Raw genomic sequence first — 22410 nt, 5'->3', positions numbered from 1 at the left:
GAAGTAGGGAAATATCTACTCCGGCTCCCACTCCTCCTTTTCCTCTTCCACCCCCTCGACCGGGGTCTCGTCGACCCCGTACCCTTCCTCTTCGGTCAGAAAGGCCCTCAGCTCCTCTATGGGGACGTCAACTATAGCTACCTCGTTGAAGTCCTTTCTCTTAACTACAATCAAAGTTTTGTTCCCCACGCCAAAAGCTTTGAAACTCCCCTCGCTGCCCTCCGCCTCCAGAGAGGACTCTCCTCCCCTCACCTCGTCTACCTCGCCCAGGTAAAGGGGGACGACGTTCCGGAAGGCCTCCCTCTCTATGAACGCGAGGACCACCTTCTTAGCCTTCAGAGCGTCCGTCAGTTCTTCCACCGCCTCCCTTCCCAGCTCGACCCTCTCCAAACCCTTTACCCGCTTGACCCCCTTAGAACCTCGAGCTAAGAAGTTGAGAGCCTCTTGAGGTAGTCAAGAGTCACTAGGACCAAAGCCAGCAACACCAAGGCCGCTCCGACGAGCTGGGAGCCCGTCAAGGCCTCCCCGAGAGAGGCCGATGCCAAGGCGAGCGTGAGCAAGGGCAGCGCGTTTATGTAAACTCCGGCCCTCGCCGCCCCCACGAGCTTAATCGAGTAAAGCCAGAGGAAGTAAGCTAGGAACCCGGGCACGAGGGAGACGTAGAGCAAGCCCGCGAGCACCTGGGGGTCGCCCAATGGAGCGAGCGAGAGGAACGGAATGGCTAAGAGGAAGTTGAACGGCTGGGCCACCAGAGCGTTGCTGGCGAGGGACTCCAACGGCGATAGTTCGCGCATAACCTTCTTAGAGGTTACTGTGTAAACCGCCCAGTCCAAAGCTGCGAGAGAACCCAGCGCGGCGCCCAACCAAGAAAGCCCCGAGCCGTCCACGGCGAGCAAGGCCACCCCGGCAGAGCCAACAATCACCGAGACAACGAGCAAGGGGGTGAGCCTTTCCTTTAGGAACGCCGCGGCCAGCACTGAAGTGAATATCGGGATCAACGCCATTGTGAGCCCCACCACCGAGGCCTTCGCGTAGGTAAGCCCCAAGTAAATGAGGGCGCTGAAGCCCGTTATGCCCGTCAGCGAGGGCAGCAAGATTTCCTTGCCCAAAATTATCCTCAAACCCCTTAGCTTGGAGTAGGCGTAAAGCAAAGTCCCGGCCAACGCCCAGCGGAGGGCCGTCAAGGTCATCGCGTGGAGACCTTTGGCTATGACTACTTTCGAGACTACGAAGTTTGTGGCCCACAATAACTGCGGCACTAAGGGCACCAGCGCCTCTATCACGGTCCATCCGAGGAGGGCGGGGGCCGCTTGCTATTAATGCTATTAAACGCTCACGAGTATCATCTGAGCGTAGGGAACCCCCGCTACCTTACCGACGGCCTTCGGGTGGACGAAGCCCCCCTCTACGGCCAACTTGACCGACCTCTCGCCTATCACGTAAAGCGTTGTGGCGGCGGACATTCTGGCCAAGGCGACGTCCTCGTCGACCAGTTCCCCTTTGAAGAAGTACTCGTCGACTTTCAACACCTTCTCGCCTTCCTTGAATTCCTTACCCATCAGTTCGTTGTCAACCACTGCGACTATGACGTGACCCTCTACTTCGTGAACCTTCACCCAGAACAGCTCCCTCTCCAAAGCGTCCACCTCACCGGACTCCTAGGGCCTCAAGTACTCTCTGAGCTACCTCCAAGGAGGTCCTCCTCTGGGCCTCCTCGGTCTGGGCCCCTATATGGGCGGTCGCGAAGACCCTTGGGTGCCTTATCAGCTTGAGCAGCTCCTCGTCCTTAGGCGGCTCTTCCGGGTACACGTCCAGCCCGACTCCCCAGAGCTTGCCGCTCTCCAGCGCCTCCAACAGCGCGGAGTAGTCCACCACCTCCCCCCTGGCGGCGTTGATCAATATTGCACCGTCCTTCATGATCTTGATTCTTTCCTTGTTTATCATGTTTCTAGTTTCCTCCGTTAGGGGTACGTGTAAGGTTACGATGTCAGAATTCCTCAAGAGCTCCTCCAAGTCGCGGGTGAAGCGTACGCCCATCTCTTCTGCCACCTCGTTCAAGTCCATCACGTCGTACGCTATGATGTCCATCCCCAACGCCTTCGCCTTCTTCGCGACCTCTCTGCCTATCCTGCCGAAGCCCACCACGCCTAGCGTCTTACCAGCTATCTCAAATCCCATTACTTTTTCCCACTCCCCCTCCAAGAGCTTGCGGTAGCTGTAGTGCGCCCTGCGACTCAAAACTATCATCATTGCGATTACTAACTCTGCCACTGCGTTCTTCAAGGCGTCCGGAGCGTTCACCACCTTTATTCCCTTCTCCTTTGCGGCCTCCAAATCTATGTTGTCCAGCCCGCTCCCCGCCCTAGCTATTACCTTAAGCTTGTCAGCGGCCTCTATAACCTCCCTTCGCACTTTGGTCCTGCTCCTCACTATCAATACGTCGAACCCCTTTATCCTTTCCTTCAACACATCTGGCCTATAGGCCTCTAAGTCCTCAACGACTTCTATTCCTTTTTCCCTCAAGAGCTCGAGACCAGCTGGATGAACCTTGTCGGTCACGAGGGCCCTGTACATCTGGGGACGCCGCTAACCCCCCTCAAAAAGGGCTTAAAGGATCTTAGAGAGCTTATACTCTATTGCCTTCGCGTGGTACCTCATTCCCTCCAACCTCGCCAGTTCCGCGGCCAACTTTAGTAGCTCCGCGGCCTCCGGGAAGACCTCTACCAAGGTGGTCCACCTCATGAAGTCCGTCGGGCCCAGCGGACCCCTCGCCCTGGCCCATCCGGAGGTGGGGAGCACGTGGTTTGGGCCTGCGGAGTAGTCCAGCAACGGACTGGGGGCCTTGAAGGAGGCGGCCCCGGCAACGGGGGGTTCGTGGGTGTCCGCGTACACGGAGACGTGTTCCGGCGCCAGCTCGCTCACCAGCCTCTTAGCCTCCTCCAATCCGTCAACCACCGTGGCGTAGAGGCTCCCTTCCACTTCCTCGCCCCTCACCTTTTTCTCTACTTCGAATACTAGGCCTTCGTCCGTAGAAACTAACACGGCGAAGCTCGTCGGGCCGTGCTCGGCTTGGGCCAACATGTCATAGGCTACCTCCTCCGGGTCGGCTGTGGAGTCGGCGATTACGGCCAATTCCGTGGGTCCGGCGATCATGTCTATGGGGACGTCAGCAGACACTAGGAGCTTGGCGGCCTGGACGTAGGGCCCCCCGGGGCCCACGACCTTGTGGGCTCCAGCAACGTACGCCAGCGCTGAGACCCCGTGGGCGCCGCCGGCGACCACTACGGAGTCCACTTTGGAAGCCATGAACGCAGAAGCCATAACTTCACTTTTCGCGAACTTGGGAGGGGTGGCTACAGTTACCTCTTTCACGCCCAAGGACTTGGCCACCCCGGCGGTCATCAAGGCCGTGGAGGGGTATGGGTAAAGCCCCCCGGGCACGTAGGCCCCCAAGCGCTCCACGGGCCTCCACAAGGTCATTGCCCTAACCCCTCGGGATGAGAAGGCGCTGTCCTTGGGGGCAGTCATCTTGTGGAATGTAGAGAGCTGCTCTAATACGTCCTCGAACAAGCTCACAAGGCTCTCTTTCGAGTAGGACGCGAAGTCCTCTTTCGAGAGGAGGACGCACCCTTCGTAATCGTCGAACTCCTTGTTGTACTTCTTTACGGCATCCAGCCCTTTGTACTTAACTTCCCTAACTACCGGCATTACCTTCTCTACGTACTCCCAAAGGTCCAAAGAGCCCCTCACGTTCTTCACTTCTTCAGGCGGGACGAACTTCAGCAACGAGCTCCTCCGGGGAGGGGTCGCGGGCTCCCCTTCAAAGTCTGTTTTGCCTCAAACCCAAACCTTGACGTCGACGGCCCAACAACCCCTCTCGGAGACTATTAATGGATTTATTTCAAACACTTTGTAATCCGAAGTACATAGCTTACTCAACACGTTCTCTACGCATTTCATATCCAACTTCTTCCTGAATTTCAACGCCTTACCTAAGTTATATATGCTGAGCTTCTTTTCGAAGACAGTTGCACACAAGGGACACGGAGTGACTACGGTCTCCCTGAGCAAGCTCGCGAGGACCCCTCCGGCCGCTAGCACCAACACCTTGCCGAAGACCGGGTCCTTCTTAGAAGATGCCAGGAGCTCCAAGTCGCCCCTGACCGCCTTCTGCGCGAAGGCCGAGCCGAACCTCTCCTCCAGCTCCCTCCTCGCCCTCTCGAGCTCCTCTTCTGTCTCGACGTAAATGACGGCCTTGGCCTCGGTCTTATGGGGCAAGGGGACGTCCGCCTTCACGTAGGCCGGGGGTTCCACCTCGCCCCAAGGGGGGACCGGTATGCCCAAGCTATCCGCTATCTTCAACGCCTCAGATGGCCTCAACAACAAGAGCCTCTTGCCTCCGCGAGTCCTCTGGCGAGCTTGTCCCTTAACAGTACCCGCGCGTAAGCGGCGGCCTCGTCTACTCCGAGCGCGAAGGGGATTCCTAGCTCTCTTGCCCTCCTCTCCAAGGCTTCAGCCATGGTTCCGCCGAAGCCCAAGAGCAAGTGAGGCTTTCCGGTCCTTTCGATGCTCTCCTTAACTATGTCGGCTAAGTACAGGCTCGTCGCCGGGGACTCCATCAGCGCGGCCACTATTATAAAGTCGTACTTTGGGGCCAGCCTCTCCAAGGCTTTTCGGTACCTCTCGTCGTCCGCGTCCCCTCCCAAGTCGAGCGGGTTGTTCAGCTTCAAGTACCCCGGCAGCTCCCTCTCGAGCTCTCTGTCTACGGGTTTAGGCATCTTATAGCCCTCTATCAAGTCAGTTAACATTATGCCCACGCCGCCGGCGTCGGTCACGATGAGCATCTTCTCCCCCCTCAGCTCGGGGGAGTACTGAAGGCCCGAGACGAACGCCTTGACTTCGGCAAAATCGTTCAACGGTATTGCCCCGAACTCAAAGAGCAAGTCCCTGTACACCTTGTAGTCGCCCGCCACCGAGGCGGTGTGGGAGGAGACAGCAGCCGCGCTCTCCCTCCTCCGCCCGCCCTTGTAGACGCCCACCCTAGCGCCCCCCAGCCTCAGCTTCAACAAGGTCTCCAAGAAGGCCTTGCCCTCTCCCTCCCTAAGCCCTTCTAAATACAACAAGAAGTGGTCGAAGCCTTCTCCGAACAAGTAGTTTAGGACCTCGTTCTCTCCGACGTCGACCTTGTTGCCCAAGCTGACGGCCGCCCCCACTCCGCACCCTCGGGAGGCGGCCCAGTCCATTATGCTGGCCGCCAGCGCCCCGCTTTGGCTCACCACGGCCAGCCTGGAGGGCAAAGGCCTGGGGGTCCCGGCTTCGCGGAAGAAGAACGTGTCCAGCCCGGAGGGATAATAGTAAATGCCCAAGCAGTTGGGGCCCACGACCCTTATTCCGTGGGACAGCGCTTTCTCCCTTATCCTCTCCTCAAGCTCCTCGTTGCCTACCTCGGAGAACCCCGCACTTATTATTATTAGAGCCTTTACGTCTTTAGCTATTGCGTCGTCCACCACGGCCTCCACGGCCCTCGCCGGCACTGCGACTACGGCCAGCTCCACCTCGTCCGGGACCTCGCGCAAGGAAGGGTAACAAGGCACCCCTAGCACTTCCCTGTACTTCGGATTTACGGCGTACAGCCTCCCCTTATAGGACCTCTTCAGGTTGCTCAGTATGACGTACCCGGGCTTGGGTACCTTGGGTGTTGCACCTACTACGGCGACGGAAGAGGGTTTGAACAAGAAGTCCAAGCCGACCTTCCCCGAATTCGTTCACCGCTGCACGTTTCAGTTATTTTAACCTCCTCTTAAGGGGTCGTCGAGGGGAAGGGAGTGGAGGAGAGGCCCGTCGCCTACGTGTTGACGCCCGTGCTGAGGAGGGACGCGGGTAAGAAGCCAAAGATGAGGAGGGGAAGGGGCTTCAGCAAGGGCGAGCTTGAGGCCGTGGGCCTAGACTTCAAAAAGGCCTTGAAGATGGGAATACCCATAGACAAGAGGAGGAAGACCGTCCACGAGTGGAACGTGGAGGCTTTGAAGAAGTGGCTATCCCAAAAGGGTGAGGGATGAGGAGGAAACTGTTCTTCCTAACCTTAATATTATGGGTAATAGGCGTGATAAGCCTCCTTTACCTCTATTGGTCGCTCTGGGCATCGGTGGTCCGTTGAGGCTCGCGCTCGCGATAACGGGGGCCTCGGGGCTCCCGATAGCGTTCGAGTTGCTCGACTCCTTGAAGGAGTTTGAGGTTGACGTGGTGGTGACTCCGGGGGCGATCGAGGTAGCTAAGCTGGAGCCTTGCACCTTGGAAGACGAAGGTTGCGACCTAATAAAAGAGCTTGCAAAGAGGAAGGTTAGGATACACACGAACATGAGGTCTCCTTTGGCTTCCAGCTCTCGCGCTCCCGAGGGGGCGGTCTGCGTGCCTTGCTCTATGAAGACCCTCGCTTCCGTCGCCTACGGGATAGGGGATACTCTAGCTTCCAGGCTATTATTGAATATGTTGAGGCTTAGGAGGAAAGTAGTGGTGGTCCCTCGGGAGACCCCCGTGGGGATCATCGAGCTTGAGGCAATGAAGAGGGTCGCCGAAGCGGGAGCGGTGGTGGTGCTGCCGGTTCTGGCGTTCTACAACAAGCCCAAGAGCTTGAAGGACGCGGTCAAGTTCGTGGCGGGCAAGGTGTTGGACGCTTTGGGCGTGGAAAACGAGCTCTACCGACGCTACTTAGCTGGGGAGCTGGATGACGGGCATGCCGCCGATTAACACTTCCCTCTTTCTAGTGAGCAGCACTCCTCCTGCCCCCCTGTTTTCAACCATCTCCATCAAGAGGTTCTCCAAGTTGTTGGAGAGTCTCCCCATCTCGTTTTCTTCTTTATCCATAATAATTACGTCTTTGAATATTTCCGCAACTTCTAAGCCGGAGAGGCTCACTGGGGGCCTCTCCTCGGTCCCGACGAAGTAGTCCTTGAACTCTTGCAGAGATACCTTCAATTTTGGTCTAATCTTGTTTTCTATGATTGTGTCCAAATAGTTCAACAGCCTTTCGGCCTCTATGTATTCGTACAGTATCCCGTGACTGGCCATTATGCTCAGCGCTTGTCCGCTGATCTGGGAGGCCAAGTCCTTCTTTTCGCCCTTAACTAAACTCATTAAGTACTCTGAAATGCCTAAGAAGAGGGATATGTCCTTGGGGGCTGTCGGGGGAACTGAGATGGTTATGTTGAAGGGGTCCATTATAGTCCACGAATTAACGTAGAGCCTGTTGTAGTTGCTGAGGATGAGGAGGGAAGCGTTAGCGCCCGAGCGGGTGGGCACGATGAAGACTATTTCGTCTATGCCCAAACCCCTCACAACCTTCTCAAATATCTCTGGGAAGTAGATACTCCCTCCGAACGCGTATAACAAGACGTACAAATTGCTACAACCTTCGTTCTTTAGCTCTAAGAGGGCCTTGGTTAGCTTGGTTGGGACGTAAACTGTGTCGAGCGAGGCGCTGTTGGTAGGGGAAGTGATCAGGGCCATTACACAAGCCCCAGGGTCCTTTGACCTTAGGGAGTCCTCAAGCTCCCTCAGCGCGAGCTTGTGGGGCTCGCCGCCTACGAACATTATAGCTCCCCCGTACACGGAAAAGCGAAGGTTATAACGAGGGGCGCGCCTTGCTCGGCTTAGAGTTGGAAGCGCTCGTGGTAGAGCCAAAGCCTATGGAAAGGGAACGCTGGTTGCAGCTCCTCGAGGAAGTGGACGGAGAAGAGGTCACAGACCCCTGCACGGGTCAAGTAATAGGGAAGAGAACGAAGGAGTTCACAATAAAGACCGATACCACGAGCGCCATAATAGAGGTCAGCGTGGAACCCGGACCAAAAGCTGTCGATAAGGCGTTCCAAGCCCTAGAGCTCTTGGGCGTGAAGCCCTACGCCCGCGCATACTACCCGCCGCCGGGGCGCCGGTGGTACCTCAAGAACGCCACGCCCAGAGGGCACTACAGGCTGCTCCACTGGTACGGCTACGCCCACTGGGAGATAGCTACCATGGCCTCTAGCCAAGTATGGTTAGACGTTAACAAGGAAGAGCTACCGAAGGTTTTGGATGCAATAAACAAGGCCTCTCCTTGGCTATTGAAGAAGTACTCAAACTCGCCCTTCGCCGGCTGGAGGGAGTACCGGGTTAGGGCTTGGCAGCTCTTCTCGAAGCGCTCTTGGGCTAGCGCACCGTACCCTTGGGCGCCCAGGCCCTTCTCGGGCTGGACGGACGTGCTCCGAGACATGACCTCTGGAGTTCCCCAAGAGGCCGAGCCTTGCTTGGACTTGAGCCTCAACGGGTGGGAGGAGTTGGCTACGAACTTCGCGGAGGGGAGGGTGTCGGCGAGAAGGGCCGACATGGCCCTCGCCGAGGCCTCGCCCAGAGGGGTTCTGGAGGGGATGCAAAGGTGGCTCTTCCGCCCGGCCATAGCTAGGTGGAGGGCCAAGCCCTCCCCCAACCCCGAGGCCCTCAAAGGGGTTTTGGGAGGAAACCCCGAGCCCTTCCTAGAAAGCTTGGAGAAGGTAATGGTTGAAGTTAGGCTGTTGCCCTACTTGCCCAAGGATAGGTTGGAAGAGGCAGTGGAGGACTTGCTCAAGCTAGCGAGGGCAGAGCCTCCGCGCGTCGACTGGGCAGAGCTGAGGGAGGCCTACGTGAGGGCCGCGAGGGGCGAGCGGTTGCCCGAGTGGGCCGAGTGGCCGGAGGAGGTCTGACGGGGGTTCTCCTCGTCACCCCTCAGTCATAACGGGCTCCCCCTTCATCCCCTCCACCTCGCGCCCGTTCACGAGTAATAACGTGAGGACCCCCGCCGCGCCCAACGCCGCCGCGGCCGGGAAGGTTAGGCCTCCCCCTAGGCCGGAGGCCTCCAGCCACTTGTAGAGGCTCGCCCCCACCAAGGGGCCTACTATCATTCCTAAGTTGAAATAGGCTTGTTGCATTCCGAACACTTTAGCCGTAAGTTCTCTGGGCACCAAGTCGCTCACTAAGCTCCTTATCAACGGGATCACTACGGTCATTGTAAAGTTTTGTATAGTCAGTATTACTAACAATATCGTGTAGCTCTTTGTGAAACCTATTGTTGCCAATGCTATCTTGTTTAAAAGGCCGAAACCTATAGCTACCTTCAATTTTTCTGAGAAGTTGAATTGATCCATTTTCTTCATCAGCGGAGAGGCGAAGGCCATCCCTAAGAGCCCGCTGAGCGCTACCAGCGAAGAGAGTTTTATGGGTACGGAAGTTACGTACTGCATAATGTATATTATCAATACGCTCATAAATATTCCAGCAGAGAAACCGTTTGCAAACGCGTTTAAGAAGAATACATAAAGCGCCGACTTTATCCTTGCTTGTAACTCCTTTACCTTCATTTTGGTTTTATAATTCACATCGGGTAAATTGACGACCAGAAAGAGCCCTGCTAACGCTCCCAAGGGGAGGAGCGCGAAGGGGGTCCTCACTGCCAATTCCAATGGCATGGAAGAGGAGCCTTGGAGAATCGCCCCTCCCAAGGCAGGGCCGAGGATCATGCCGACATTGAATGCCATGACGTATAGCATGAGCGCCCTAGTTTTTCTCTTTCCGGCGAACTCCACTATCATGGACTCTGCCACGGGCCACACCATGGCCGAGGCCACCCCTTGAAGAGCCCTGGACACTAGCACCTCCAAATAGTTATCAGTAACCATTAACCATATCCCACTTGTCAAGTACAATATCAAACCTACTACAATGGACCTCTTCATTCCTATCCTTTCAGCTATATAGCCGGAGAGGAACGCGATTACTACCCTAGTCCCCATGAACGCCGACGTTAACACTCCGAACTCAAGGGCGACCTTACTAGCTTTGAGTAACTCTGCGTTAAGCGTCTTCAGTTCGCCTTTCAAGTACATCAAGAAATAGGGCAAGGCAACGTTGGACGCTGAGAACGTTATCGAAATTATCGCGGAAAGCGCGACTAGCTTGGCCCACAACTCCCCTTACCTAGACCCCGCCGGCAGAGGGCCCTTATTGTGCGAACAAAAATAACGCCCGCGAGGCCTCTCTTGGGCTAAAGCGTGAAGAAGGTTACCGTAAGAGATATTTTGAAAAAGTACAAAAAGGGCGAAAAGATAGTTATGGTGACTGCCTACGATTACCCCTTCGCGAGGTTGGTAGACGAGGCGGGAGTGGACGCGATCCTGGTGGGAGACTCGCTGGGTATGGTAGTCCTCGGCTACCCCTCGACAAACCAGGTCACCATGAGGGACATGGTCCACCACGTGGCGGCAGTCGCGAGGGCGAAGCCCAGAGCGCTGATAGTCGGCGACATGCCATTTGGAAGCTACGAGGCCTCCAGAGAAGAGGCGGTGAGGAACGCTGTAGAGCTTGTGAGGGCTGGGGCGGAAGCGGTAAAGCTCGAGGGCGGAAGGGAGGTCGCGGACAAAGTTGAGGCGATCGTGAAGGCCGGGATACCGGTTATGGGTCACTTGGGCTTGACTCCTCAGAAGAGGCACGCTCTGGGGGGCTACCGCCTGAGGGGTAAGACGGAGGAGGAGGCCGCGGAGCTCTTAGAGGACGCTAAGGCGTTAAAAGAGGCCGGCGCTTTCTCTATAGTGCTTGAGTTCGTAAAGTCCGAAGTAGCTAAAAAAATTACAGAGGAGGTCGGTATACCTACAATATGCATAGGCGCGGGCCCGTGGTGCTCGGGCCAAGTCCTAGTGATTCACGACTTGTTGGGACTAGCTCCCTTCAGCCCACCCTTCGCCAAGAAGTACTTCGACTGTAGCAAGGCCATAGTTGAAGCCGTAAAGAAGTTTGCAGAGGAGGTCAGGTCGGGGGAGTTCCCCGGAGAGGGGTACTACTGGTAGATTCCTAAGCCTCCACTTGATAACTCCCCTTAGGAGAGGGCTATCGGTCACGAATTATGCCGTCCAACATACCCCTGAAGAGGGTCAGCACCTACGAATGGATGATAGAGAAGGGAGTAAAGCCGTGCATGCGGGTGCCGGCTATAATATTCGCCGATGAGTACTTGTTGGAAAAGATGAAGAGCGACAGGACGCTGGACCAAGCCGCAAACGTCGCGTGCCTTCCGGGAATACAGAGAGCCTCCTACGTGATGCCCGACGGTCACCAAGGTTACGGCTTCCCTATAGGCGGTGTGGCCGCCACGGACCCGGAAGAGGGGGGCGTGATATCCCCGGGAGGGGTCGGATACGACATAAACTGTGGAGTTAGGCTCATAAGGACTAACTTGGACGAAAAGGACGTAAGGCCAAAGTTAAGGGATTTGGTCTACACGCTCTTCCGCAACGTGCCCTCCGGGCTGGGAAGCACCGGAAAGGTTAGGCTGAGCGTAAGCGAGCTGGACAAGGTACTGGAGGAAGGCGTCTACTGGGCCGTGGAGAGAGGCTACGGATGGAGCGAGGACCCGGAGCACATAGAGGAACACGGTAGGATGAAATATGCTGACGCCAGCAAGGTTAGCATGAGGGCAAAGCAGAGGGGAGCCCCCCAGCTAGGCACCCTGGGCAGCGGAAACCACTTCCTTGAAGTACAAGTAGTAGATAAGATATACGACGAGAGGGTTGCTAAGGCTATGGGTATAACGCACGAAGGACAGGTAATGGTAATGGTCCACACCGGCTCTAGGGGCCTCGGTCACCAAGTGGCAAGCGATTACTTGATAAAGATGGAGAGGGCCATGAAGAAGTATGGAATAGTAGTTCCCGACAGGGAGCTGGCGTCCGTGCCGTTCAACAGTCCGGAGGCGCAAGACTACTTCAAGGCGATGAGCGCGGCGGCGAACTACGCTTGGACCAACCGCCAGCTCATAACCCACTGGACCCGCGAAAGCTTTAAGGAGGTCTTCAAGACCGACCCCGAAAACCTAGACATGCACATAGTCTACGATGTGGCTCACAATATAGCTAAGATAGAGGAGCACGACGTCGACGGCAAGAGGAGAAAGCTAGTGGTCCACCGCAAAGGCGCCACCAGAGCCTTCCCTCCCGGGCACCCGGAGCTGCCCCAAGATTACCAGAGCATCGGGCAACCGGTGCTTATACCCGGCTCCATGGGCACGGCGAGCTACGTGTTGGTGGGAGTTCCCACCGGTGCGAGGGTCTGGTATAGTACTTGCCACGGCGCCGGGAGGTGGTTGAGTAGGGCGGCCGCCGTAAGACAGTACAGACCGAGAGAGGTCATAGAGCAGCTCAGCCGCCAAGGGGTGGTCTTGAAGGCGGCGCAAGCGAGGGTCGTGGCCGAGGAGGCGCCCGGGGCCTACAAGGACGTGGACAAGGTGGTTAGGGTGGTTCACGAAGTCGGCATAAGCAAACTCGTGGCTAGGTTGAAGCCAATAGGAGTGGTCAAGGGTTGATCGCCTCTGCGAGCTTCTTAAAGACGGTTCTCGTCTGCACGGTGCCGAAATACCCAAAATCCCCTTTTACCACTGCTATTACCGGATAGTTTTCGACCTCTTCTGCCAGCGTTACTATCTTGGTCAGCTTGTCCTCGCACTCGAACACCGGGACGCCCTCCCTGTAAACCTCGTACACCCTCATTTTGCTGGCGTGGTCCTTCAAGCGCAAAACGTCGGCAGCGCTCAAGTAGCCCACCGGCCAGTTAGCCGCGTCGACCACTACCACCGCCTCCATTCCTTCTTCGAACATCTTCAACGCGCTGCTCAAGGACTCGCTGAGCTCCACCGCAGCTCTTACGAGCCTTAAATCGCAGAACCTCAGGCTCACCTTATACTTCTTCTTCGATATTGCTAACGAACCGAATATGAATGTGTTTAACGTAACTACCGTTATACTCGAGGAGTACACGTCTAAGTTAATGCCGTTGACCTTGTATTGGCTGGCGAGTAAGGCAGTGTCTATCCCTCCCTTCACGCTAGTCAAGGCTGAATGTCTCCAGCCCCACCCGCTCCACCTCCTAATCATCACTGTCTTCACTAACACAACTAGAAAGTTTGTAATTATTAAAATGGTTAATGTAGGGTAGGATATGCTGGCGAAGTCGACGAGGGCTCCCGAACCAACGAAGAACAGGGGCTCGAACAAACTATGATTGATTGACTTTAACTTTGAAATTAACCAAGGACGTTCTGACAAATACTCGCTGGAGATTATTCCTAATAGCATCGAGACCACGGCGCTGTTGAGGTTAAACGTCTCGGAAGCGTATCCTAAAAACAATACCAAGGATATAATTAAGGATAGTGGGAACTCCTTTGCTAAGAACTTCTCCTCGGCCTCTAATACGTTTTTGAATACCACGCTCCCGTACTTCACTGTCAACGCCAATCCCACAGAGACCACAATTAGGCTGAACATATCTTTCATAGATAATAAGAATATTATTATTATTGCTATTACTTCACTAACGCCGAGTATCACGAGCACTTCCTCGAACTTCTCGAGTTCCACGTGCTTCAATATAGTGTAAGTCCTCAAGGTACTTGGCATTGATAACACTGTCGCTAAGAGGATAGAGCTCTTAAGGTCCAACGAAGTGTTTAACAAAGCGAAAGAGACTGCGAAAGGCACTAAGAAGAATACAATGCCCTTAATTAGAGACTCCTTGTTTGTTTCTTTGATCAACTTGCCCAGCTCTTCTGCCCCCAAGAGGAATGCTGTGAAGTTCAGACCGACCACAAAGAACAAGGGAGCGTAGCGGTACTCTTCCTTCAACTGTACTAATCGCGAGGCGAGGAGGCCCAATGAGAGGGGTCCGAGGAGGGAAGGGAGGCCCAGCTTCAGCGTGACCTCCTCCGCCGCTTTTGCTAAGAGCAAAGTTAATCCTATCATTGAAATTATCACTTCGGTGCCCATCCCTTGGACCTCCGGCCCGCGGCGCGGGGGCGTACAAAAGCGCGAAGTCGGAGGCCCAACTGAATAGGGGCGCTCCCCAAGGAAGTCCCGGTGGTAACTTGAAGGCCGTAATACTCGTGGGCCCCATGGTTGACGAGTACGAGGTAGTGGTCCCCTACGCGCTCTTCAAAGCTTACGGCTTCGAAGTCGACGTGGCCTCCTTCAACGCCGGAGAAGAAATTGTAGGAAAGAGGGGCGTTAAGCTCGAGCTAGTCCCCAACAAGGGCTTCTCGGAGTTGAATTCTGACGAGTACGACGCCGTGATAATAGCCGGCGGCTACGCCCCGGACAAGGTTAGGAGGGATGAAAACGTAAAGAGGTTCGTGAGGGAGATGTTCGAAAAGGGCAAGCTGGTCCTGAGCATATGCCACGGGGGCTGGGTGCTCATAAGCGCCGGCGTGGCCAAGGGGAAGAGAGTAACCGGCAGCAAGGGCATATGGGACGACTTGAGGAACGCTGGGGCTGAGCCCGTGGACGAGCCTTTGGTAATCGACGGTAACGTCGTGAGCGTAAAGACGTGGAGGGAGTTTGACCACCTAATAAGAAACTTCGAAAAGATTTTGAAGATAGTTAAGGGTACCTCCGGCTGAGCTCCGCCAGAGGGTGGCCGTGGGCGTGAAGCAAGAACTCCTTATACCAGCCGAAAGGCGCGCAGAGCGCCCTAAGCTCCTCGCTCAGCCTCTCACAAGCCTTGCGGAACAAGGCCTTAGCCTCGCTGGGAGGGGCGAGATCGTTGGACAAATGCGCATATGGGTAGAGCACCAGGCCGGACGGCTTAACCCTCTGGAACTGGACCTTGACGTCCTCGACGAGCTTGTCCAAGAGTTCCTCCGAGTCGCCCTTTTCTACTGTTAAGAAAACTACTAACGGGTTCTCCGCACACACCTCCTCCTTGGATTTCAAGTCTTCTGCGCTCTTCAGGGCTTTTTTAGTAGGCTTGAAGCAGAATTTCTTCGCGTGTATAAATAGGGCCTTCAAAGGGTTTCCCCACCGAAAGTCGCGATCGGAGGTTTAGACTCCAAATGCGTAGTGAGAATAACCTCCGTCTCGTCGTCCCCTCCGGGGATCGGTCGTCAGGGGAGGCTGGAACTTCGAAGAGAAGCCCTTGCTGGTGTTTTGGGAGACCACTAAGGCGTGCAAGTTAGTCTGTAAGCACTGTAGGGCAGAAGCAATAGAAGAGCCCTTGCCCGACGAGCTTACCCACGAGGAGTCTTTGGCACTAATAGACCAGATAGCCGAGTTCGGCGAGCCCTACCCACACTTAATAATGACCGGTGGTGACGTCTTAATGAGGAAAGACTTCTGGGACTTGGCTAAGTACTCCATCTCGAAGGGCATAAGGACCTTGGTAGCCCCCAGCGTCACCCCTCTCTTGACCGAAGAGAAGATAAAGAAAATGAAGGAAATAGGGATCATAGGGATGAGTCTCTCCTTGGACGGAGCTAGGCCCGAGACCCACGATTCAATTAGGGGAATAAAGGGGATATTTGAAAGGACCGTAGAGTTGATGAACTTCGTAAAGAAAGATGTTGGAATGTTCCTTCAGATAAACACAGCAATAATGAGGGACAACGTTAAGGAGCTCCCTGAGGTATTCAAGCTCGTCTCGGACGCCGGGGCCGACGCTTGGGAAGTTTTCTACCTGATACTAACTGGGAGAGCGTCCAAGGACTTGGACCTAACTAAGGATGAGTATTGGGACGTTTCGAACTTCTTATATGACGCGTCTAAGTACGGGAAGACAACTATAAGGACCACCGAGGGGCCGTTCTTCAGGGTGGTGTACAGGCTTAGGACCGTCTTGGACGAGATGGGCAAGGGGCCGGAGGAGCTGGGCGTGGGCCCGTTGTACTACGAACTCCGGGAGAGGTTGGAGGAGGTCATGGGCCCCGTCCCCCAAGGCCCGCCTAAGCAGAGGAGGGCGCCGTCGGCGTACACTAGGGACGGATACGGAATAATCTTCGTGGCTTACAACGGGGACGTCTACCCTTCGGGCTTCCTCCCGTACAAGGTTGGCAACGTGAGGGAGAAGAGCTTAAAGGAGATCTACCAAAGCAGTGAGGCCCTTAAGAGGATAAGGGACCCAAGCAACTTCAGGCCCCCTTGTGGGACTTGCGAGTTCAACTTCATGTGCGGAGGGTCGAGGGCCAGAGCCTACTCCTACTTCAAGGACCCGTTCGGCCACGACCCGGCTTGTAAGCTCCCTGAGGTCGTGGAGTCCTTGGACCCGAAGGTAGTCGAGGAGGCCCTCCGCCCATTCGGAAGGACGAAAAGCTTTACCAACGTCTGAAGCACGGGCGAACCTTGAAGGTCCTCAAGTTTTCCCGGCTCTACGTAGGCGACGGTACGGTATTGAAGGACGTATACGTAGGTTTCGAGAATAAAGAAATAACTTATGTGGGCAGCGAGAGGCCGGAGGGCGAGCTCCTAGGGGAGTTTCCCGCGGGCACTCCCGCGTTGGTAGACCCGCACTCCCATATAGGGATGGACAGAGCTGGCGAACCGTATTACGAGGAAGAGGCCAACGAAATCATGGACTCGTTACTCCCTTACTTAGAGGCGCAGAACAGCGTCTACATGGACGACAAGGCCTTCGAGGAGAGCGTAGAGTGGGGAGTGCTTTACTCGGCCGTAACTCACGGCTCCGGAAACATAATAGGAGGTAAAATAGCCCTTTTGAGGAACTGGAAGAAGAACGTGAGGGATGCGTTCATCAAGCACGTGGGAGTTAAGGCGGCCTTGGGCTACAACCCCCGGTCCACCACCTCGTGGAGGGGCGCCAGGCCGTCCACCAGGATGGGGGTTATAGCCCTCTTCAAGAGGGCCCTCGACGCCGCCGCTTCGGACCTAGAGGACTTGAGGAGGGGCAAGAAGGAGTGGAAGGACCTAGAGCCGGCGAGCAAGGCGCTGGTCCCCGTGTTGGAGGGGAGGTTGCCGCTCAGAGTTCACGTACACAAGGAGGACGATATAGCCGTGCTCGTCTCGCTGGCCAAATCTTACGGCTTCAAGTACGTCGTGGACCACGCGTGCGACGTGCACACGGAGGACGGGTTCAAGATGATAAAGGAGAGTGGCGCACCCTTGGTCTACGGCCCCGTGGACTCCCACCCGTACAAGGTTGAGCTCAAACATGAGAGCTACAAGAACATAAAACTCTTAATAAAGCACATGCCGAAGGTAACCGCTCTGATGAGCGACCACCCCGTGGTGCTCCAGAGGAACTTAATGATGCAGCTTAGGTATTTCATGATGTATGGTATGCCGTTCGAGGAGGCCATAAAGCTCGTGACCAGCAACGCGGCAAAGATTGTGGGTCTGAACGCCGGTGAAGTGAAGGTGGGGAAGCTAGCGTCCTTGGTGGCGTGGAGCGGCGAGCCCTACGTGCTCGGCAGCGCACCCGAGCTCGTGGTCGCGGAGGGGGAGGTTTTGGAGGTGCGCAAGTGAGACACCTTAACGGTGATGGTGGTGGTGGACCGGCCGGGACTTGAACCCGGGACCTCCCGGTTGCCAACCGGGCGCTCTTCCAGGCTGAGCTACCGGCCCACCTTCGCGCCCAGCTCCGGGCGAGGGTGAAACGGCGTCGCTTATAAGTTTTTCTCGACGAGGGTCCCCGAGTACTTCTTATAGCTCTCCGCGACCGCGCCGGGCTGGACGCTGCTGTTCTTAACGTAGGCGAAACTCTCCACTGTGGCGTTGGGCTCTATAGACGACCTCTTCACCACGGCGTGGGACTCCACGAGGGAGCCGGAGCCCACGAAGACGGGCCCTATCAAGGTCGCCCCGGGCTCCACCGAAGCCCCGGGCTCCACTATCACGGGCCCCCTGAGGTGGACCCCCTCTAGCTCGATCGCAACCTTGCTGTAGCCTGAACTTACGTGTTTAAAGAAAACTTCAAACATTCTCATCACGTCCAGGGGGTCGTCCACGTCGTACCAAACGCCGTCAAACATCTTAACGCTCATTATACCTTTCTTTATTAATTCGTTTAAAGCCTTGGTGAGGTTACCTATTTTCATAATCTCTTTATAGCAGTCCTCGTCCAGGCTCAAGAGCCCTCCGAAGACGTAGCTGCTCTGTGGTCCCCCTATCTTGCCGTGCCTCGAGGATGGCACCGAGGCCACGGCCGCCACGCCGCACGGAGCGTCCAAGATCGTGTAGAAGTCCTCCTCCGCCACTACGTCGCCGTAAGAAATCAAGAGGGGTAGGCCCAACTCTTCGACCGCGTCCCTTATCGCCCCCAAGACCCCCGGGCTCCTCTGGACCACCGTTTCGTAGCCGTCCAAACCCCAACCGGAGGTGAGCAGGGCCACGTCGTAGACCTTCTCTAACGCTCTCAACGGGTATTCTATGACCATCTTTCCCAAGAAGTAGGTCTTAAACCTCTTTACCTTGTTTCCTCCGGCGAGCACTACGGCCTTCAAAGGCCAACTACCTCCTCTACGTACTTCACGGCCCTATCTATCAACTCTCTAGCTTTCCCTAAGTAACTACTCGGATCGCACAGCGCCTCCAGCTCCTCTAAGGTTAAATACTTAGAAAGCGTATGTCCCTCCTTCAAGGCCTTCTTCAAGCTTCCGTGGGCCCTTATGGCGTCCATGACTGCCTTGTGGGCGTCGTTCCTAGCTAGCCCCTTCTCTTTCGTTAGGTAGATCATAACCCTCTCCGCCAAGACCTCACAGCCCGCTTCTTTCAAATGACTCCTTATTGTTTCTTCATTAATTATCAGCTTGTTTAGCAAGGATTTGGTAGACTTGAGCTGTTCGTCCACAGTCAAGAAGGCGTGGGGAACGAGCACCCTCTCGGAGGCCGAGTTCGTTAAGTCCCTCTCGTGCCACAAGGGTACGTTCTCTAACTCCCCCAAGACCAACGACCTCATCACCTTCGCGAGGCCGGATATCTTTTCGGAAGTCACCGGATTGGCCTTCTGAGGCATCGTGCTGGAACCCACTTGGCCCTTGCCCACCCCCTCCACCAGTTCCCTTATCTCCGGCCTGCTGAGCTCCCTTACTTCCAACGCAAACCTGTCCAACACGGAGGAGAGTATCGCCAAGTCGGCTAGGAGTTCAGCGAAACCGTCCCTAGGGGCGACTTGGGTAGTTATGGGGTGCGGGGGGAGCCGGAGTTCCTCAGAGACCAGCCTTTCCACCTCCAATCCCTTCTCCCCCCAAGCCGCCATAGTCCCTACGGCACCGCTCATCTTCAGCCTCACTACCCTCTTCTCGGCTTCCTTTAGCCTCTCGTAGCTCCTAGCCAACTCGTAGGCGTAGTTCGCGAACTTGAAGCCCAGAGTTATGGGAACGGCCCACTGGCCGTGTGTCCTGCCTACCATGGGGAGGTCCGCGTACTCCTTGCTCAACTCCACGAACTTCTTTATTATCTCCTTTAGGTCCGTATATATTTTAGCTAGCGCCTCCCTTATTGTCAGCGCCCAAGCCGTGTCTACGACGTCGTAACTCGTGGCGCCCAAGTGGAGGTACTTGCCGGCCCTCTTAGTCCTCTTCTTGAGAGCCTCTAAGAAGGCCATCACGTCGTGGCCCAGCTCCCTCTCCAGCTCCTCAACCTCTTCGACTGTCAGCTCCTCGGCCGCCCTCAACACCTCCTCCGGGTCGACGTCCTCCGGCACCTCACCGACCTCCTTCAAGGCCTTCAACAACGCGTACTCAACTAACGCCATTTTCCTCAAGCGCTCCTCTTGGGACATTATCCTCCTCATCTCTTCGCTGCCGTACCTCCACTGGAACGGGCAGACCAGCACCTCCGACCGCCGGAGACGGGGCGGCGATGGAGTAATGAAGGCGAGAGGCGAGGACCGGAGGGACGCGCCTTGATGGTAATTTTAACCACCTTCGGAAGCGAGGATGACGCCAGAAGGGCGGCCAAAACCTTGGTAGAGGAGAGGCTTGTCGCGTGCGCTTGGGTTGCCCAAAAGGTGAGGAGTTTCTACGTGTGGGAGGGCAAGCTGGAAGAGGACGAGGAAGTCGTAGTGGTGCTGAAGGCTCCGAAGAAGACCTTCGAGGCGGCGGTGAAGAGGCTGAAAGAGCTCCACCCCTACGAGGTCCCGGAGATAATTGCGTTTGAGGCTAATTACGTCCTCCCGGAGTACTCCAAGTGGGCTGAGGAGGTTTGCGGCTGAGGTTCGACGCCCGCAAGGGGGCCGAGCTGGCAAAGCTCAAGTTGACGGAAGAGGAACTCCAGAAGCTCCAGAGGGACTTGGACGAAATGGCCGAACTTCTCTCGAAACTGTTAGACTTAGAACTAGACGACGTTGAACCAATGTACACGCCCTCGGAAGTCCACAACGCCACCAGGCCGGACGAGCCGGGAGAGACCTTGGGAGACTCCTGGACGTACGCGGTGCCGAGGGTAGAGGAGGAAGGGGGCAAGAAGTTCGTAAAGGCTCCGAGACCATGACAGACATCTTCATAGATATTTTCTTCAAAAAGGTAGAGGAACTCAGACCTCTGAGGGACGAGCCCTCTGAGCCCTTACCGCTTTCCGAGCTGCCAGAGGCGGAGGACGGGAGGGCTGTAGGAGTAGACGGAGGAAGCGGAGGGGCCAGGCTGGGCGGCGCCAACTTCCTCATAGCTAGGGCGGTAGCAGTGGGAGAGGGCTACCTAGACAGAGACATGGAAGTGAGCTCCATACGGTGGGAAAGCTCAGCGGCCTTGGAAGCTACTAGGAGCTCGCTGGAGCTCAAGCTGGCTTTGAGGTCGCCTTACACCACCTTTGTAGACGGTTCCGCTTACACCGAGCTGGTCAAGTGGATTGCCAGGGTGGTAAGGGTAGCGAGGGGAACGGCGAAGCTCTCCGAAATAGTCGCCTTACCGAAGACCTTGGAAGCGCTGTACTACTGGCAAGAGTTGGCGAAGAGAGAGAACGTGACCTTCGTTTCCAAACACCCAATGGTTAAGACGTTCAGAGAGTACATAGAGGTGAAGTCCCACGGGGGAAAGGTATTCGAGAAGTACATCAGAGGAAAACTGACTACGAAGGAGTTGAGAGAATTGATCAAGAAGCCTATAATGCCCGACGTGGAGTCATTAAAGGGGGAAGGGGTCAGCTTCGGCTTAGCCTTGGGCCTCCCGGAGGGGGCGAGGAACCTACTCTTGCCTCGGAGGTGGAAGACTGTATTGGAGATGGCGCTGGAGAACTACAAGCTCTACGTAGGAGAGGAGCCGGACGTGAAGCTGCCAGAGGACTTGTGCTTCTCTCGGGCCCCCGTGGCGTGGTGGGCCGGCTACGGGCGTTGGAAGGTGTTGGTGGAGGAGTTCTCCGGGAGGCCTTTGTGCCTCTCCAAGTACAGGGAGGAGAGGTGGGAGAGGCCCCGGAACTTGGGGACATTAATAGCTGGCTCAGGGAGCACTTACAACGTCTGGCTGGCCTTGGCGCACGGCCTAAGCACCTTGAGGGGGGACCAACTGATGGAGTACATAAAGATTATTGGAGTTAAGCTCGGCGTGGGCGTTGACGAGATAAGGGAAGACCTAATATACTTGATGCGTGGCTAGGCGAGGGGGCTCGGAGTGCTGAACGTTCATCTCCAAGACTACATAGTAGTGGCCAACCCGGGCGACGTGATAAACCCCTACCAGACGCTTGCCACCCAAGGTATCCTCACCCCCCTACAAAACCTAATACAGAACACAATAGCCAACTACACCCCCGAATACATAGTTCCGGCCACAATAATGTACGTTGTAATAGCAATGTTCATATTGGCATTGTTCTTGTATATAGTTACCAGGATAGTCAGCCCGCTGGTGTGAAGGTTGGCCTTGCTCGCAGTTCCGGACTGGCTGTTCGCTTTTTCCGCCTACCTAACGGCCCAAGCGTTCTGGTACAGGGGGGTTACCTCGCTCATATACAACCTGGTTTACGGGATGGGTTACAAGAGCCGTTGTGCTTTCGTGGTCGCGACCCTCACCTTGATTGTAGCAGTATTCAACTCTGCCGCACTATTGGGCCTAACCTCGGGGGCCCCGCTGTCCGAACCGCTGATCCTCTTCCCCCTTCTCGGCTCCTTCCTCCTCGAACTCCCACTCCTTTACCTCTGCTTCCAGTGCTTCGTCGGATAGGATCAAATAGGTCCCGTCCTCGGTGTCCAGCAAGATGGCCTTGTACTGCCCCCTAGGCTTCCCCTCGTAGACGTACGTCTCTTCGGAGATGTCGTACCATTTTAACGAGTTTAAGTTAACTTCTTTTGGATTCTCCTTCAATACGGCGACCCTCTTGAGCTTGGCGGGCCACTTGCTGAGCTCCCCCTTGAGGCCCTTCCCTCCCCCTACCCTCACCTCGAGCTTCCCGCTGGTGACGACGTATTCCACATAAACGTCTTTGAGACCTTTCTCTTCTAACTCTATTAGGTCCTTCATAAGCGCCGCAGTGAGTGCGTCGGTCGAATCCTTTTTCTTCAAATTAACCTCAATTACTTCGCTCTTTTTCAACACCAGCACGGGCAGCTTGACTCCCTCTACCTCGACCTCGCCGACTTCGTAGAGCCTCCTACGCGCCTTCATGGCTTACGTTTCCCGAAAAGTTAAGTCCTCCCCGC

The 22410-nt window shown here is 55.8% G+C and carries 25 protein-coding genes, 1 tRNA gene and 1 pseudogene; 12 read left to right on the top strand and 15 right to left on the bottom strand.

Annotated features, from left to right (window positions below):
• Positions 1-15 precede the first annotated feature (15 nt).
• From AC1HCZ_RS02850 to AC1HCZ_RS02820, 7 genes are read right to left on the bottom strand one after another with little or no spacing between them, the layout of a single operon-like run.
• The gene (locus AC1HCZ_RS02850; protein WP_479462035.1) at positions 16-390 is read right to left on the bottom strand and encodes a hypothetical protein; all 375 of its coding nucleotides are present in this window, start codon (positions 388-390) and stop codon (positions 16-18) included.
• A gap of 35 nt (positions 391-425) precedes the next feature.
• Positions 426-1283, bottom strand: coding sequence for a DMT family transporter (locus tag AC1HCZ_RS02845; protein WP_479462034.1), 858 nt, complete (start codon positions 1281-1283; stop codon positions 426-428).
• A gap of 42 nt (positions 1284-1325) precedes the next feature.
• Positions 1326-1637, bottom strand: coding sequence for a DUF424 domain-containing protein (locus AC1HCZ_RS02840; protein ID WP_479462033.1), 312 nt, complete (start codon positions 1635-1637; stop codon positions 1326-1328).
• Between the two features lie 10 nt (positions 1638-1647).
• Positions 1648-2574 (bottom strand): D-2-hydroxyacid dehydrogenase, encoded by a 927-nt coding sequence (locus AC1HCZ_RS02835; protein WP_479462032.1) that lies wholly within the window; start codon positions 2572-2574, stop codon positions 1648-1650.
• Positions 2575-2607: 33 nt separating this feature from the next.
• The gene (gene hisD / locus AC1HCZ_RS02830; RefSeq protein ID WP_479462031.1) at positions 2608-3786 is read right to left on the bottom strand and encodes a histidinol dehydrogenase; all 1179 of its coding nucleotides are present in this window, start codon (positions 3784-3786) and stop codon (positions 2608-2610) included.
• 51 nt (positions 3787-3837) lie between these two features.
• Positions 3838-4380: an acetate--CoA ligase family protein gene (locus AC1HCZ_RS02825; protein WP_479462030.1), complete on the bottom strand. Its 543-nt coding sequence runs from the start codon at positions 4378-4380 to the stop codon at positions 3838-3840.
• Positions 4377-5744: a CoA-binding protein gene (locus tag AC1HCZ_RS02820; protein ID WP_479462029.1), complete on the bottom strand. Its 1368-nt coding sequence runs from the start codon at positions 5742-5744 to the stop codon at positions 4377-4379. Before AC1HCZ_RS02820 ends, AC1HCZ_RS02825 begins: the two co-directional genes overlap by 4 nt.
• Before the next feature lie 81 nt (positions 5745-5825).
• Between AC1HCZ_RS02820 and AC1HCZ_RS02815 the strand changes: the two genes are divergently transcribed.
• Together AC1HCZ_RS02815 and AC1HCZ_RS02810 are read left to right on the top strand one after the other, a co-directional pair.
• Positions 5826-6059 carry a 50S ribosomal protein L13e gene (locus AC1HCZ_RS02815; RefSeq protein WP_479462028.1) on the top strand — a complete coding sequence of 78 codons (234 nt, stop codon included), beginning with the start codon at positions 5826-5828 and terminating at the stop codon, positions 6057-6059.
• Between the two features lie 94 nt (positions 6060-6153).
• Complete coding sequence (locus AC1HCZ_RS02810; protein WP_479462027.1) at positions 6154-6747, top strand: UbiX family flavin prenyltransferase; 594 nt, start codon at positions 6154-6156, stop codon at positions 6745-6747.
• Here AC1HCZ_RS02810 and AC1HCZ_RS02805 read toward each other — a convergent pair.
• Positions 6709-7608 (bottom strand): hypothetical protein, encoded by a 900-nt coding sequence (locus AC1HCZ_RS02805; RefSeq protein WP_479462026.1) that lies wholly within the window; start codon positions 7606-7608, stop codon positions 6709-6711. The two genes, AC1HCZ_RS02810 and AC1HCZ_RS02805, sit on opposite strands and share 39 nt — an antisense overlap.
• A gap of 32 nt (positions 7609-7640) precedes the next feature.
• Between AC1HCZ_RS02805 and AC1HCZ_RS02800 the strand changes: the two genes are divergently transcribed.
• Positions 7641-8714, top strand: a complete 1074-nt coding sequence (locus AC1HCZ_RS02800) for a hypothetical protein (protein WP_479462025.1) — start codon at positions 7641-7643, stop codon at positions 8712-8714.
• A gap of 15 nt (positions 8715-8729) precedes the next feature.
• Here the strand turns inward: AC1HCZ_RS02800 and AC1HCZ_RS02795 are convergent, their stop codons facing one another.
• Positions 8730-9974: an MFS transporter gene (locus AC1HCZ_RS02795; protein WP_479462024.1), complete on the bottom strand. Its 1245-nt coding sequence runs from the start codon at positions 9972-9974 to the stop codon at positions 8730-8732.
• An 84-nt stretch (positions 9975-10058) separates the two neighbouring features.
• Between AC1HCZ_RS02795 and panB the strand changes: the two genes are divergently transcribed.
• Positions 10059-10850 carry a 3-methyl-2-oxobutanoate hydroxymethyltransferase gene (panB, locus tag AC1HCZ_RS02790; RefSeq protein WP_479462023.1) on the top strand — a complete coding sequence of 264 codons (792 nt, stop codon included), beginning with the start codon at positions 10059-10061 and terminating at the stop codon, positions 10848-10850.
• Positions 10851-10906: 56 nt separating this feature from the next.
• Positions 10907-12361 (top strand): RtcB family protein, encoded by a 1455-nt coding sequence (locus AC1HCZ_RS02785; RefSeq protein ID WP_479462022.1) that lies wholly within the window; start codon positions 10907-10909, stop codon positions 12359-12361.
• On the opposite strand, the gene AC1HCZ_RS02780 is transcribed toward AC1HCZ_RS02785, so the two are convergent.
• The gene (locus AC1HCZ_RS02780; RefSeq protein ID WP_479462021.1) at positions 12351-13820 is read right to left on the bottom strand and encodes a cation:proton antiporter domain-containing protein; all 1470 of its coding nucleotides are present in this window, start codon (positions 13818-13820) and stop codon (positions 12351-12353) included. The two genes, AC1HCZ_RS02785 and AC1HCZ_RS02780, sit on opposite strands and share 11 nt — an antisense overlap.
• Positions 13821-13918: 98 nt before the next feature.
• On the opposite strand from AC1HCZ_RS02780, the gene AC1HCZ_RS02775 reads away from it, so the two are divergent.
• Positions 13919-14449, top strand: coding sequence for a type 1 glutamine amidotransferase domain-containing protein (locus AC1HCZ_RS02775; RefSeq protein WP_479462020.1), 531 nt, complete (start codon positions 13919-13921; stop codon positions 14447-14449).
• Here AC1HCZ_RS02775 and AC1HCZ_RS02770 read toward each other — a convergent pair.
• Positions 14430-14837 carry a threonyl-tRNA synthetase editing domain-containing protein gene (locus AC1HCZ_RS02770; protein ID WP_479462019.1) on the bottom strand — a complete coding sequence of 136 codons (408 nt, stop codon included), beginning with the start codon at positions 14835-14837 and terminating at the stop codon, positions 14430-14432. The two genes, AC1HCZ_RS02775 and AC1HCZ_RS02770, sit on opposite strands and share 20 nt — an antisense overlap.
• A 118-nt stretch (positions 14838-14955) precedes the next feature.
• Here AC1HCZ_RS02770 and AC1HCZ_RS02765 point away from each other — a divergent pair.
• Positions 14956-16149 (top strand): annotated as a pseudogene (locus AC1HCZ_RS02765) (TIGR04053 family radical SAM/SPASM domain-containing protein); the annotation flags it as partial.
• Positions 16150-16163: 14 nt separating this feature from the next.
• Entirely contained in the window at positions 16164-17303 is a 1140-nt protein-coding gene (locus AC1HCZ_RS02760; protein ID WP_479462018.1) for an amidohydrolase family protein, read from the top strand.
• A 22-nt stretch (positions 17304-17325) separates the two neighbouring features.
• Here AC1HCZ_RS02760 and AC1HCZ_RS02755 read toward each other — a convergent pair.
• From AC1HCZ_RS02755 to purB, 3 genes are all read right to left on the bottom strand, one after another.
• Positions 17326-17402 (bottom strand) — tRNA-Ala (locus AC1HCZ_RS02755).
• A gap of 41 nt (positions 17403-17443) precedes the next feature.
• Positions 17444-18280: a nucleotidyltransferase family protein gene (locus tag AC1HCZ_RS02750; protein ID WP_479462017.1), complete on the bottom strand. Its 837-nt coding sequence runs from the start codon at positions 18278-18280 to the stop codon at positions 17444-17446.
• On the bottom strand, positions 18277-19614 hold the full coding sequence (gene purB, locus AC1HCZ_RS02745) for an adenylosuccinate lyase (RefSeq protein WP_479462016.1): 1338 nt from the start codon (positions 19612-19614) through the stop codon (positions 18277-18279). The genes AC1HCZ_RS02750 and purB overlap by 4 nt, the downstream gene beginning before the upstream one ends.
• 72 nt (positions 19615-19686) lie before the next feature.
• Between purB and cutA the strand changes: the two genes are divergently transcribed.
• The 4 genes from cutA to AC1HCZ_RS02725 are packed head-to-tail and all read left to right on the top strand — an operon-like array spanning position 19687 to position 21625.
• On the top strand, positions 19687-19992 hold the full coding sequence (gene cutA / locus AC1HCZ_RS02740; RefSeq protein ID WP_479462070.1) for a divalent-cation tolerance protein CutA: 306 nt from the start codon (positions 19687-19689) through the stop codon (positions 19990-19992).
• The gene (gene gatC / locus AC1HCZ_RS02735) at positions 19983-20270 is read left to right on the top strand and encodes an Asp-tRNA(Asn)/Glu-tRNA(Gln) amidotransferase subunit GatC (RefSeq protein ID WP_479462015.1); all 288 of its coding nucleotides are present in this window, start codon (positions 19983-19985) and stop codon (positions 20268-20270) included. Before cutA ends, gatC begins: the two co-directional genes overlap by 10 nt.
• Entirely contained in the window at positions 20267-21367 is a 1101-nt protein-coding gene (locus AC1HCZ_RS02730; protein WP_479462014.1) for a hypothetical protein, read from the top strand. Before gatC ends, AC1HCZ_RS02730 begins: the two co-directional genes overlap by 4 nt.
• A 15-nt stretch (positions 21368-21382) precedes the next feature.
• On the top strand, positions 21383-21625 hold the full coding sequence (locus AC1HCZ_RS02725; RefSeq protein ID WP_479462013.1) for a hypothetical protein: 243 nt from the start codon (positions 21383-21385) through the stop codon (positions 21623-21625).
• A 198-nt stretch (positions 21626-21823) separates the two neighbouring features.
• Here AC1HCZ_RS02725 and AC1HCZ_RS02720 read toward each other — a convergent pair whose 3' ends face one another.
• On the bottom strand, positions 21824-22375 hold the full coding sequence (locus AC1HCZ_RS02720; RefSeq protein ID WP_479462012.1) for a hypothetical protein: 552 nt from the start codon (positions 22373-22375) through the stop codon (positions 21824-21826).
• Positions 22376-22410 lie beyond the last annotated feature (35 nt).

It is taken from the genome of Ignicoccus sp. (assembly GCF_056435145.1).
The sequence above is the reverse complement of the archived record's forward strand: the minus strand, read 5'-3'. Positions and strand labels throughout refer to the sequence as shown.